We start from the raw sequence: 13,072 nt of genomic DNA, 5'->3' as shown, positions 1-13,072 counted from the left end.
TTTGCTCATTAAATCAGCTCCTGAATAATTTGCAGGGCTTTATCCAGCTCGTCTTTCGAGACGGTGAGATGTGGCCGGAAACGGATGCTTCGCTCGCCACAACCGATAAATAGCAGTTTATGTTCGAAAGTTTGCTGAACGAATCTGTCTCTAGCTTCTGCCGATGGCAGATCGAAAGCGATCATCAGACCCAAGCCTCGGACGTTGGAAATTGCGGATTTTTCTTTTGCTAAATCCAGCAATTTTTCGATCAAATACTTGCCAAGAATTTCTGATTTTTCAACTAGTTTTTCCTTTTCGAAAATTTCTAAGATCAGCTTGAAGCGAATCATATCAACCAGGTTTCCGCCAAAGGTGGAATTTAATCTGCTGGATTCTACGAAGACATGCTTTTCTACTTGGTCGAACTTTGCTCTATTGGCCAAAATGCCGCATACTTGGGATTTTTTCCCGAACGAAATCAAATCCGGCAGAATGCCATAATGCTGATACGCCCACATTTTTCCGGTCATACCCAATCCGGTTTGGACTTCATCCAAAATCAATAGGATTTCATGTTCATCGCAGATGCTTCTCAGTTTCTGGAAAAATTCTTTCCGGAAATGATTATCGCCGCCTTCGGCTTGAATAGGTTCTAAGATGATACAGGCGATTTCGTTTGTATTGTTATTCAATGCATCTTCAATCTGCTGAATAGCCAGTTTCTCTACCGTAATCGTGTTTTGGATATCTTCTTCGTTCAGCGGGAAATGCAATTTAGGATTTGCAATTCTCGGCCAATCGAATTTTGGAAAATACATGTATTTTCGAGGGTCTTTGGTATTTGTCAGCGACAATGTGTAGCCTGTTCTTCCATGGAATGCTTCTTTAAAATGAATAACTTTTCCAGCCTCCTTATCGATACCTTTGGAAATGTTTAAACGTGTTTTCCAATCAAACGCCGCTTTTAATGCATTTTCTACAGCCAATCCTCCGCCTTCAATAAAGAATGCATAGCTCAATTCTTTTGGCATAGCCACACGCTCAAACACATCTAAAAAATCAGCAAATTCTGTTGCGTAAACATCGGAAAGTGCTAATTTGTTGAGCGCAACTTTTGTTAACTGCGATTGATTTTCTAAAATATATGGATGATTATAGCCTACAGGCGATGAAGCAAACATGCTGAACATATCCAAATAGCGGTCGCCATTGTCGTCCACTAAATAAGAACCCGATGATTTTTCTAAATCAATTACTACTGGAAGCCCATCCGCTAAGATATGCTTTGCTAAACGTTGATGTGTTTCTCTCATTCTCTTAAAAGTCAAATTTAATGCCTTGCGCTAAGGGAAGGCTCGTTGTGTAGTTAATGGTATTGGTCTGTCTTCGCATATATACTTTCCATGCGTCTGATCCGGATTCTCTGCCACCTCCGGTTTCTTTTTCGCCTCCGAAAGCGCCTCCGATTTCAGCGCCAGAAGTGCCAATATTGACATTGGCTATGCCACAATCCGAACCATTCTGGCTCAGAAAGATTTCTGCTTGGCGTAGATTTGTTGTCATGATGGCGGATGAAAGTCCTTGTGCAACCTCATTTTGCAAAGCAATGGCATTTTCGACATCGCCTTTGTATTTTATCAAGTATAGGATTGGTGCAAAAGTTTCTGCTTGAACAATGGCGAAGTGATTTTCCACTTCGGCAATCACTGGCCTTACGTAACAGCAGCTTTCGTAGCCTTTGCCTTTTAAAACTTCTTCTTTCACTAGAATTTTTCCGCCTTCTGCCTTGATGGATTGCACAGCTTTGCTATACATTGCGACAGCATCTTGATCGATCAAAGGACCCATGTGATTTTTAGAATCCAACGGATCTCCGATTTTCAGTTGCTTATAGGCGTCTACCAAAGATTTTTTGACTTGCTCGTAGATTTTTTCGTGCACAATCAGACGGCGCGTACTGGTGCAGCGTTGCCCTGCAGTTCCGACCGCTCCAAAAACGGCGCCAATCAGCGTCATTTTCAAATCCGCTTCTTCGGTTACGATAATGGCATTATTGCCGCCAAGTTCGAGCAATGTTTTTCCCAATCGCTGCGCAACTTTGACCGCGACTTCTTTTCCCATGCGGGTCGAGCCGGTCGCAGATATCAGAGGAATTCGTTTATCTTCCGAAAGCCAGTTCCCAACTTCCGCATCGCCCGTGATTAAGGAAGAAATTCCTTCGGGCAATTTATTTTGCTTTAAAATTTCTGCCAAAACTTGCTGACAAGCAATCGCGCACAATGGCGTTTTTTCACTGGCTTTCCAAACCACGACATCACCGCAAACTAAAGCTAAAGCCGCATTCCAAGACCAGACAGCAACCGGAAAATTGAAAGCGGAAATAATTCCTACAATTCCTAAAGGGTGATATTGGTCATACATGCGGTGCCCAGGACGTTCGGAGTGGATCGTGTTTCCGTATAACTGACGGGATAAACCAACGGCAAAATCACAAATATCAATCATTTCTTGCACTTCGCCCATTCCTTCCTGATACGATTTGCCCATTTCATAGGAAACCAATTTTCCTAAAGTCGGTTTCAGCTGGCGCAATTTGTCGCCTAACTGGCGGACGATTTCACCGCGCTGCGGTGCAGGAATATTACGCCAAGAAAGCTGTGCTTGCTGTGCTGTTTCAATGACTTTTTCATATTCTTTTTTTGTTGTACATTGAACTTGCGCAATTTCTTTGCCGTCGACAGGTGAATAGGATGTGATGAATTTGCCTTTCGCAAATTGTTTGGTTCCAGTTGATGTGCCGAGATTGGCCTTGCTGATGCCTAATATTTTTAATTCTTTATTTATCATGTTAAGGAATATAATATTCTATATTATGATAAAAATAATGAATTTATTTTTGTTTTTTAGCATAAAGTTTGAATTTTTTATCTTTCATCATAAATTTTTGATATATGAGGATCACGACAGATTATTATGAAATAGATGATTTATTAAGTGCTGACCAGCTGTTGATTCGACAAAGTATCCGTGATTTTGTCAGCAAAGAGCTGGAGCCTCCTATAGAAGATTGCGCGCAAGCGCATACCGAAATTCCTGATTTAATGAAAAAATTAGGAAAGGCTGGAGCGCTGGGCTCATTTATTCCATCAGCGTATGGCGGAGCAGGATTAGATCAGCTTTCTTATGGATTGATTATGCAAGAATTAGAAATGGGCGATTCTGCTATTCGCTCCGCGGCATCTGTGCAATCCTCGTTGGTGATGTATCCGATTTTCGCATTTGGCTCCGAAGAACAAAAAAGAAAGTTCTTGCCGAAATTAGCGTCTGGAGAACTTGTTGGGTCGTTTGGTTTAACCGAGCCCAATCATGGATCTGACCCTGCCGGAATGGAAACCCGATTAACAAAAGATGGAAAAGGCTATCGTTTAAACGGCTCCAAGCTATGGATTACCAACGCGCCAACTTGCGATGTAGCTGTCGTTTGGGCAAGAGACGATTCCAAAAAAGTCAGAGGAGTTTTGGTAGAACGGGGAATGGACGGATTTTCCACACCCGAAACTTTACATAAATGGTCATTGCGCGCGTCGCGAACGGGAGAACTTGTTTTCGATGAGCTGTATATTTCGGAAGAAAATATCTTGCCAGAAGTGAATAGCATGCGAGGGCCATTGTCTTGCTTAAATTCTGCTCGCTATGGAATTTCATGGGGAGCTATTGGCGCAGCTATTGATTGTTACCAAACCGCATTAAGCTATTCGCTCATCGCAAACAATTTGGAAAACCCATTGCTTCCTTTCAACTTCAGCAAAAGAAATTGGCAGAAATGTTAACGGAAATTACAAAAGCACAGTTGCTGTCTTGGCGATTAGGTGTATTGAAAAACGAAGGAAAAGCGACTCCTCAACAAATTTCCTTGGCGAAGAGAAACAATGTCAAGATGGCTTTGGATGTCGCGCGTGAATCGCGGCAAATCCTTGGCGCAATGGGTGTTGTCGGCGATTATCCGATCATGCGTCACATGATGAATCTCGAATCCGTCATTACCTACGAAGGAACTCATGATATTCATTTGCTGATAACAGGCCAGGATATTACGGGAATAAGCGGTTTTTGATTTATTCCTATTCTTTAACAATAAAGAGGCTGTATCAAAAGTAAAATTGAAGTTGGCTTTACAAAATAAAATTTGGCCATCAGTTTAAGGTGACTGTTTACAAAGAAAAAACGGGCAATTTTCACATCGAAAATTGCCCGTTTTACTAACTTTAATCATTTGCTCAAAACTTAATTTGGCAAAAGATGTTCAAAATTGATTTATGATACAGCCTCTTTACTTTTTATACGTTGTAATACTGTTCCCAGCCTTTCGCCGGAGGCGGGCCTATTAACAAAGCGTTAGCAAATTTATCATTCACGATTTCTTTCTTCTTCGGATCAAACACAATTTTATTATTCAAACGCTGGGTAATAACACCCAAACAGAATACTTGGCTTAATGGTCCTGCGATATCGAAAGAAGAGCGTGTTTTTTCTTCTCCTTTACAAGCTTTCAAGAAGTTTGCAAAGTGGTTTGATGGAGAGGCTTCGACAGATGGAAGTTTGTTTGCTAAATCTTTGGCTTTGCTTTCTGGAATAATTTGAAGCGTTGAGCCATGCGATCCACCTTTGAATGTTAATCCTTTGCCATAAATGATTTTTCCAGGATTTAATTTCGCTGGTTCAATTTTACCTGTACTTGGAGGCGGAATGTTCGGGTCTAGACCGGACACGCCATAACCTTCTGGAATAGGAGGTAGGTTGTCTATGCCATCGTACCAATTCACATCCAAAGCGGGCATTCCTCCGCGTTTCGGAAAGCTGAATTTTAGCGTGGATGACATTGGGAAGAAGAACGAGTTATGTCCGTCGAGCGAAACTGCTTCGACGCTAGTCGGTAGTCCCAGGTCAAGGAACTCGTGCGCTGTGTCAAGAATATGCGCTCCCCAATCACCCAACGCGCCCATTCCAAAATCAAACCAGCAACGCCATTGTCCATTGACAAAATCCTTGTTGTAATCGTGACCTAAGGTTTGCATCTGCCAGATATCCCAATCCAATGTTTCTGGAATTGGTTCAGCATTTGGGAACCTTTTGATATTAGGGTCCCATCCGTGCCAGCGTCTTGGCATATTCATATGCGCATCGATTCGGGTTACATCTTTGATAATGCCAGCTTTTTGCCAAGCCTTGAATTGAAAGTAATTTGCCTCTGAATGTCCTTGGTTCCCCATTTGTGTCACCACTTTTGGAAATTTCGCAGCTTTTTTCATCATCAGCTCTACCTCCCAAAAGGTGCTCGCCATTGGCTTTTCTACGTACACATGTTTTCCCAAATCAATGGCATGCATGGTAACCGCAAAATGTGCAAAATCTGGTGTTCCTATAGAAACAGCATCGAATTGATTGCCCATTTCGTCGAACATTTTTCTAAAATCTTGGTATCTCTTTGCATCGGGGAAAAGTTTCAGGATTTCCAATGTCTGTTTTGCACCTAAATCCACATCACACAGAGCGACAATATTACAAAGTCCGGTTTTGTGAAGTTCTTTAATGATTTCGGCTGCTCTGTTTCCAATACCAACACAGGCAAGATTTACGCGTTCATTTGGCGAAGCCATTTTAATATTTCCTAACAGGCTATTTGACATAATTAATGCGCCGCCTGCCATGGTTGTTTTTTTAATGAAATTTCTACGTGATAAAGAATGAATCATCTTAGTTCTATTTTGATTATTTAATCTTTTTTATTTTAATATTTCTAAAAGAGACATTGTCTCCATGGTCTTGTAACAAAATGTGTCCTTCATTGGCTTCGCCAAAACCTTCCCAGTCTTTGTATTTGCTGATCGCCACTAAATCTTTAAATTCCTGAGAACCTCTTTTGTAAGTTAACATTTTAATTCCGTTCAAATAATGCGTCACTTGATTATCTGCAGTAACAACTACACGTCCTCTGTTCCACTCACCGATTGGTCTGCGAGCACGGCCATCCCTGTTCGAGGTCATCAAATCATATAGCGAAGCCAATGTACGATTGCCATCTCTGCCTAATTTAGCGTCGGGATGTTTTTCATCATCCAGCACCTGATATTCTAGACCTATAGCAGAACCAGTCGTTACTTCTTTAAGTGTGACAAAATATTTGACTCCAGAATTTGCACCTGGTGTCAATTTGAATTCGAATGTTAAATCGAACGCCGCGAATTTTTCATTGGTAATAATATCACCGCCGTTAGTCGATTCGCCACCGTCAGATTTAGCAACATTGATAACCCCGTTTTTGATTGCCCAGCCTTTTTCTGGAAATTTATCCGAGCGGACACTTCTCCAGCCTTTTGAATCGATACCATTAAACAAAAGTTTGAAACCAGCTGTTTTTTCAGCTTTGCTAACATCGTTTGGTTTTAAGTTGACAATGTGAATGTCTTTCGGAAAAGCTGTAGGCTTTAAATTAGAAGTTTGGATTTTGATGTTCTTGAAAAACACTTTTTTTCCATCCAATTCATCAGGAATGCTATGTACCTGCAAACCGATTATTCCTTTTTTATCTAACGTATCGATTACATAAGCAACAGGAATTCCATTGACCCAAGTTCTGATTTCGTCACCTATCGCTTCGATGCGGTAATGGTTGAACTCATCTGCTTTGTACGCCGTTTTTGCCTTTTCATTTAAATCCAAAGGATACAACCAGCCACGGCGAGCTTCGTCATAGATACCGCCTGTCCATGCTCTTGCTGATGGGTCGATTTCTACTTGTCTGCCAGACACGCGTCCTTGTCCATTATTTGCTGAAGGGTCATATTGGCTTCTCGTCTGCACACCGGAATTCGTTTGATTGCCTTCTAGTTTAACATCCAGCTCCAAAATAAAATCACCGTATTGTTCTTCCGTAATCAAAAATGAATTTGGAGTCTTCTTTGTCATGGTTCCAACAATCGCCCCATTTTCTATCGTGTACGGAGCTTTACCGCCCACGGCTTTCCATCCTTTAAGGCTTGTCCCATCAAATAAATTTGTCCATCCTTTTTGATTTTTAGCAGCAGATTGCGCTATGGCTGTTGAGGAAATCAAACCAAAAGAAAGTAGAGCTGCTAATATAAAGTATTTTGCCATTACTGATTTTTTTATGTTTATTATTTTATTGTTATAGATTCTATTTAGGGCCAAAAACAGTTCCTTCTTCCGGAACTAATTGAGGCGGTAAGTTTCTTTCAGCTCCCGGGTAGCCGATGTTCTGATTTATAATTCCTTTTAAATTTGTATTAATCGCACTCGCTGGAACCGGCCAAAGCATGTGATGAACACTCACCTTGTACTCGGCCCATCGATGTTTAACACCTTTGTTGTAAAAGTTGCTCTTGTCAACAACCCTATCGTACCAAAAGTTAACACCCTCTTGTTTGACATTGGAATTAACTCCGCCCGGTCCGCTGATGTTGTTTAAGCTGTACACTTTTCCGCCATGTATCTCACATGGCTTTCCAGTTTTAGCATAAATATAAGATATTCTTACTAATTCGATGTGACGGTTCTCTTCGTAGTATAATTCTCTAGCACGTTCATCGAGAATTTCATTCATGTTTATTTCCCCGGAAGTTAATGGAGTAGCTCCAGCACGAACTCGAACTTCATTCAAGGCGGTCGCGGCATTTCCTGGCTGATCTAGCCAATAATAGCTTTCCGCCAATAACAAATAAACTTCTGCAGAACGGTAGATATACCAAGGCGTTTCTCCGCCTGCCCAAGTGGCTTGCAATGGATCTGGAACGAAAAGTTTGAAATGAGGCCAAGAATACCATAAACGGATCGTGTCTTCCACGCTCATGCTTGGGTTTTTTACAAAGTTCTTGCCGTACCAAGGATTTCCATTTTTTTTCAGATCAGGATGGTTGTACTTCAAATCCTCCATTCTGCGCCAGCTATCCCGATTATGAATCCCTCTTAGGTCGTTCGCTTCTTTATCCGAACGCCAGATTTGATTCGTAAAATACCATGTTGGACGCAGTTTTCCTATTCCTCTGCCATAGGTTTTATTAAGATCAAGCGATTGATCCGTTTCACCAGGAGCAAGGGCAATGCTTGTTCCCGTTAAACCGTCGGGAGTTCTAATGCTTCCATTGTTCCAAAATGGGACGCCATTTCTCATGGATTCAATACGCGCGGATCCCTCAACATTTGGAGACGAGACAACATACATCAGTCCTTCCGTATTACTCATGTCTAATTTAGCTTCAACACTATGAAGATCGAACATAAGATTTGTATTTGGACGGTCCTTATTTGCTGTAAAACGGTTTTTCATTAATGGATGCAAAGCAACAATTTCATTTCCAACTCTGACGGCATCATTAAATTGAGATAATGACATGTACACTTTCATCAACAATATACCACAGGCCGATTTGGAAGTGCGGCCTCGGTCTACTTTCTCAGGCACCCATTGGTATGCAAACTCCAAATCCTTTTTTAGCCGTTCTAAAATCGTCCAGCGATCGTGAGAATAGAAATCATATTTTGGCTCATTGATTTCCCAATCAATGAAAGGCACGTCCCCAAACTGGTGAACCAGTTTAAAATAACGGTAAGCACGTTGGAAATAAGCAGCGCCTAGAATTTGATTTTTTTGTTCTTCATTCGTAAATGTTGCGTCATCGATTCGTGCAATAATTAAATTTGCATATTTTATTCCTTTATATCCTTCAAACCAATACCAGCCGACTTTTGTAAAATCAACGCTGTTTAAATTTGCATCTGGAAGAAGCGATATGTCCATGTCCATTTGAGGGCCAGCTTTGTCAGTGGTTCCCTCGACTGCAATGTCGGATTGAATCATTTCAGTTAAGGAGGGAGCTCCTTCACCAAAAAATTCATGACGCATGTTTCGTTCACAAGCCGTTAATGCTGAATACATACCTTCTGCATTAGATAAAGCAACATCTGGAGCATAAAAAGACAATGGTTGTGGTTTTAACCAATCTTTACTACATCCAGCCAGTATTAATATGGAAATAAAACTAACTGATGCTATCGAAGCTATATTTTTATAGTTAATCATAACAGTACTCATTAAAGTGAGAAATTAAAATTAAGGTTGTAAGTTCTTGGGGTCGGCTGGCCTCCTGATTCTGGGTCACCAAACTCCCAATGCGGAGCATAGAAAGCTGCATTTCTAACACTTGCAGAAATACGCAAGTTTTGAACTTTAAATCGGTTGATGAATTCAGACGGAACTGAATAGCCTAAGGTTATGTTGTCTACGCGAATGAACGAGCGATCTACATAATTATTTCCAACATTCTTTGATCCAATTCGGCCATAGTCATTGATTGGATTTTCGGGTGTCCAGCGAGGTAGTGCATAGTCCGTAGCGCGATCTGGAAAATTGCTAGTATTCGCAGCTCTGTTATATGTATCTGTTTGTCCCCAGTTCGAGTAAATGAAAAAAGAAAGGCTGAAATTATTGTAACTAAAATCATTGCGCCATGACCAACGAAATCTTGGAGTTTTGTAACGCTGAAAAGTTCGATCAGCATCTGACATAATTCCATCCCCATTTTGATCGATGTATTTGAAGTCGCCTGGCTGAAGACCTAGTTTTGCCGCTTCTTCCTCTTCGCCAATTTGCCATACGCCAGAACGTTCATAATCAAAAATACGGTCTGGATCTTGGCCAATAAACCATCTGTTCTTGATGTCGTCCGCTTCACGTTCGCCAATAATATTACCTTCGTCATCTAGTATGTTGATCATATCGCCATACAGTTTTGTTATTTTTCTACGATTTTGCATAAAAATAAGGGAGGTATTCCAAGTGAACTTTTCGCGTTGTATAATACTTCCGTTAAGCGTTATCTCAAATCCAGTGTTTTTTAGTTCTCCCAAATTCGCCGCTACACTGCTAAATCCAATGATTTCTGGTAGCTCTCTGTCGACTAAAAGATCTTTTGTTGTCGCGGTATAGAAATCTAACGCTCCACTGATTCTGTTCTTTAAGATTCCGAAGTCTAAACCGACGTTATAGGATGACTTGCTTTCCCATTTTAATCCGAGATTGGCCATTCTATTCACATAAAGCTGGGAATACAGATATAATTTTCCCGTTGCATCAATGTAAGGATGCAGACCTGAGGTCATATCTGATAAGGCTTGGTATTGGTCGATATCACGATTTCCGTTCTGACCCCATGACAACCTTAACTTTCCGTAATCTAACCAGTTCGATGTAGATTTTAGAAATTCCTCGGAAGTGAAGTTCCACGCGAACGCCAACGCCGGGAAAGTTGCTCTTGGATTTTGAGCGCCGAAAGCAGAATACCCATCCCTTCTTACAGATGCAGTCAACATATATTTTTCGTCGTATGAATAGAATAGACGACCCATTAAGGCATCGCCGGTGCGATAGGTGTCATTACTTGAATTCAAGGGGACTGTGCCCGCTTGTAATCTATGCCAGCCTAAAATATCGCTCGGGACAAAATTTGAAGTATTTGCTTGCGTTCTCCAGAACTGTCCCTTCTCAGCATTTTGCAATAGCGTAACTTCCATGTTGTGTTTGCCAAGGCTTTTCTTCCATCGTAAGACGTTATCTATTTGCCAGTTGTATGTTTTTTCAAAACTTCGTTCCGCACTTCCACCGCCCGATGCCCACTCTGGGTTTTGTGAAGAGTCATGGTTGTAGTATTCTCTCCAAACGAAAGTCGGGGTGAAGTTTGACTGGAATTCAATTCCCAGTGGCAACGAAATTATTCCATATAGTGTTGAATTCAATGTGTTGTAACGATCTACGCGATCGCGGTAGAGGTTGTCAAAAAATGGGTTCACAGTGGATGGATCACCAGTTGGCGATCTGCGATACAAACTATTGATGTCATCAATGTTATTAGATCCATATGGTGATATCACCGCAGACTGTCCCCAATCTGCTTGTAAAAACCCCTCATTTCTTGTCGCAAAATTGGTGTTGGTTCCAACTTTCAAAAAAGAGGTGATGGTTGATTCCAAATTAATTCTTGTACGAAAATTTTTAAATCGATTTCCTTCTATAATGCCTTCGCGATCAACATGGTTGAAAGATAAATAGTAATTGAAGTTATCTGATCTATTTGAGACACTCACAGAATAATCTTGTTGAATACCGTTTCTAAATACCAAATCCTGCCAGTCAGTGATATTATTCCCGATGTAGTTATCTATTTCAGGTGTTTTAAAGTCCAGACGCGACAGCCAGGTGCGAAGCAGTTGTTCATCTGTTACTGAAGTAACTGGTTGATCTTGGTCATAATTATACCAATCCAAAGGACTTATGTTAGTCAGTTTCGTTGGTTGAACGAACATCTCGGGATATTGATCATGATAACTTTGTGCTCTTCTTCCTATTTGATAATCGTAACGATAATCAATGAATTCATCTGCCGTTAATACTCTTTGTACACCCGCTTCCTGTGCTACACCCAAATTCGCGTTAAAAGATATTTTTGGTTTACCGCTTGAACCTCGCTTTGTCGTGATGATTACTACACCATTTGCCGCCTTAGCTCCGTATACTGCAGTTGCACTTGCGTCTTTTAAGATATCGATGGATTGGATATCATTTGGATTTAAATCGGCAAACGTTCCATCGAATATTACCCCATCGACAACATTCAAAGGACTATTCCCAGCTTTTAACGTTCCGCTTCCCCTGACTAAAAGACTAGCATCCCCCTTGGCCGAATTTCCTTGTCCGATAATCATTCCGGCTGCATTGCCTCTTAATAAATCTTGGACAGACCGCGGAGCTTCAGCTTCTAGTTTCGTTGCTTGAATTGAAGCCACTGATCCTGTTAAATCTTTTCTTCGGGCGGTGCCATATCCGACCACTACTACCTCGTCTATTCCTTCAGATGATTGAGCTAGTACTACTTCGATAGTATTTTGTCCAGTAAGTGTAACTTCTTTTTCGAGGTAGCCACTATAAGTTACGGCCAAGATTTTATCTTGGTGTACTAAAGGGATCTCAAGCGTAAATTTTCCTTGCAAATCCGTTGACGATCCAATTGATGTGCCCTTTACCATTACAGTTGCGCCTTGTAATGGATCGCCGCTTGCGGTTTTTACAGTTCCCGTTATCGTTTTTGACGTTTCTTGTCCGAAGGACAGCTGGTTCTGCAGAACAAGTAAAAGTGTCCCGAGACAGATTAACCAATGTTTTAGATTGTTCATAATCTAGTATGTTAAGATGAATGCTGTTAAATCTTCTCTCGATAAACTAATTTTTATCAGAGAAGAATTTTTAACGTATAAGTTTATTTTGTTTACTCTTGGTACGGTGCAAATATTGTCAATAATTAAATTGGGTTTTGCATGTTTAATGGAGTTTATTTACGAAAACGTTTGAGTGCAAAATCAGTTTTTTATGGATTTAGATACATGACAGTAATTTTTTGCTGTTCGTTAGAAATTGGCAATTCCTAAAAGAATATAAGCGGTTTTGCAAAATGCATACTCGTATCTTTGAAGAATACGCTAGTGAAAATCTGCTCTCTTTAAACCTAAATTTCGGTTTTTAGCATATTTAGAAGCATTTTTGAGTTTAATGAAATAATTTATTTGGCGCATTCTGAGGTAGTTATAATGTTTAAACAATTATTTCTCAGATTCTATTTGGAAGTTAGTGTTTAAAAGTTCTACTTTTGCACCACTCCGCAAGGGAGGGACAGCATTGAAAAGCTAAGGAATCGGGAGAAATAGCCAGAAGCTAGCGATAGCGGAAAGCAAGCCCAAAACGTTCCAAACAAAATAAAACAAAAAAAGTTTTGGAGGTTCGGAAAAGATTTCTACCTTTGCAGTCCCAACGGAAACGAAGGGGACAAGATCTGAAGGGATCTTGGGAATAAAAACGAAAAGATTGAGCTATTTATAGCGAGGTTATATAAGCAGAAGCGCGAAGCGGATGCGATAGAAGTTCTTTAAGAAAATGATCATGTAAACGCAGCGAGTAGCTTGAGAGAGCGAAAGTTCGCAAGGAAGATTCAGTTCTTCCGAAAGATAAACTTAAGCTAAGCAAATC

The 13,072-nt window shown here is 40.7% G+C and carries 8 protein-coding genes; 2 read left to right on the top strand and 6 right to left on the bottom strand.

Annotated elements, in window-relative coordinates:
- Nucleotides 1–8: 8 nt before the first annotated feature.
- Both lat and amaB read right to left on the bottom strand, forming a co-directional pair.
- The gene (gene lat, locus C4F49_RS09085) at nucleotides 9–1,295 is read right to left on the bottom strand and encodes an L-lysine 6-transaminase (RefSeq protein ID WP_196935547.1); all 1,287 of its coding nucleotides are present in this window, start codon (nucleotides 1,293–1,295) and stop codon (nucleotides 9–11) included.
- Between the two features lie 4 nt (nucleotides 1,296–1,299).
- Nucleotides 1,300–2,829, bottom strand: a complete 1,530-nt coding sequence (gene amaB / locus C4F49_RS09080) for an L-piperidine-6-carboxylate dehydrogenase (protein WP_196935546.1) — start codon at nucleotides 2,827–2,829, stop codon at nucleotides 1,300–1,302.
- A gap of 104 nt (nucleotides 2,830–2,933) precedes the next feature.
- Here amaB and C4F49_RS09075 point away from each other — a divergent pair, with 104 nt between their 5' ends.
- Together C4F49_RS09075 and C4F49_RS18200 are read left to right on the top strand one after the other, a co-directional pair.
- Nucleotides 2,934–3,812: an acyl-CoA dehydrogenase family protein gene (locus C4F49_RS09075; RefSeq protein ID WP_231388251.1), complete on the top strand. Its 879-nt coding sequence runs from the start codon at nucleotides 2,934–2,936 to the stop codon at nucleotides 3,810–3,812.
- Nucleotides 3,713–4,096, top strand: a complete 384-nt coding sequence (locus C4F49_RS18200) for an acyl-CoA dehydrogenase family protein (protein WP_231388250.1) — start codon at nucleotides 3,713–3,715, stop codon at nucleotides 4,094–4,096. Before C4F49_RS09075 ends, C4F49_RS18200 begins: the two co-directional genes overlap by 100 nt.
- 223 nt (nucleotides 4,097–4,319) lie before the next feature.
- On the opposite strand, the gene C4F49_RS09070 is transcribed toward C4F49_RS18200, so the two are convergent.
- Genes C4F49_RS09070 through C4F49_RS09055 form a run of 4 tightly spaced genes read right to left on the bottom strand, consistent with a single transcriptional unit; the run spans nucleotide 4,320 to nucleotide 12,225 of the window.
- The gene (locus C4F49_RS09070; RefSeq protein ID WP_196935545.1) at nucleotides 4,320–5,735 is read right to left on the bottom strand and encodes a Gfo/Idh/MocA family oxidoreductase; all 1,416 of its coding nucleotides are present in this window, start codon (nucleotides 5,733–5,735) and stop codon (nucleotides 4,320–4,322) included.
- A 16-nt stretch (nucleotides 5,736–5,751) separates the two neighbouring features.
- The gene (locus tag C4F49_RS09065) at nucleotides 5,752–7,137 is read right to left on the bottom strand and encodes a 3-keto-disaccharide hydrolase (RefSeq protein ID WP_196935544.1); all 1,386 of its coding nucleotides are present in this window, start codon (nucleotides 7,135–7,137) and stop codon (nucleotides 5,752–5,754) included.
- A gap of 40 nt (nucleotides 7,138–7,177) precedes the next feature.
- Nucleotides 7,178–9,079 carry a RagB/SusD family nutrient uptake outer membrane protein gene (locus C4F49_RS09060; RefSeq protein WP_196935543.1) on the bottom strand — a complete coding sequence of 634 codons (1,902 nt, stop codon included), beginning with the start codon at nucleotides 9,077–9,079 and terminating at the stop codon, nucleotides 7,178–7,180.
- Nucleotides 9,080–9,090: 11 nt separating this feature from the next.
- Entirely contained in the window at nucleotides 9,091–12,225 is a 3,135-nt protein-coding gene (locus C4F49_RS09055) for a SusC/RagA family TonB-linked outer membrane protein (RefSeq protein ID WP_196935542.1), read from the bottom strand.
- Nucleotides 12,226–13,072 lie beyond the last annotated feature (847 nt).

The organism is Sphingobacterium hungaricum (assembly GCF_015210005.1).
Taxonomy (GTDB): Bacteria; Bacteroidota; Bacteroidia; order Sphingobacteriales; family Sphingobacteriaceae; genus Sphingobacterium; species Sphingobacterium hungaricum.
Note: the sequence above shows the minus strand (reverse complement) of the source record. Positions and strands in the feature narration are given on the sequence as shown.

Bases quoted from the DNA above. Each gene is read 5' to 3' on its own strand.
- lat (WP_196935547.1), bottom strand. From the start codon at position 1,295: ATGAGAGAAACACATCAACGTTTAGCAAAGCATATCTTAGCGGATGGG.
- amaB (WP_196935546.1), bottom strand. From the start codon at position 2,829: ATGATAAATAAAGAATTAAAAATATTAGGCATCAGCAAGGCCAATCTC.
- C4F49_RS09075 (WP_231388251.1), top strand. From the start codon at position 2,934: ATGAGGATCACGACAGATTATTATGAAATAGATGATTTATTAAGTGCT.
- C4F49_RS09070 (WP_196935545.1), bottom strand. From the start codon at position 5,735: ATGATTCATTCTTTATCACGTAGAAATTTCATTAAAAAAACAACCATG.
- C4F49_RS09065 (WP_196935544.1), bottom strand. From the start codon at position 7,137: ATGGCAAAATACTTTATATTAGCAGCTCTACTTTCTTTTGGTTTGATT.
- C4F49_RS09060 (WP_196935543.1), bottom strand. From the start codon at position 9,079: ATGATTAACTATAAAAATATAGCTTCGATAGCATCAGTTAGTTTTATT.
- C4F49_RS09055 (WP_196935542.1), bottom strand. From the start codon at position 12,225: ATGAACAATCTAAAACATTGGTTAATCTGTCTCGGGACACTTTTACTT.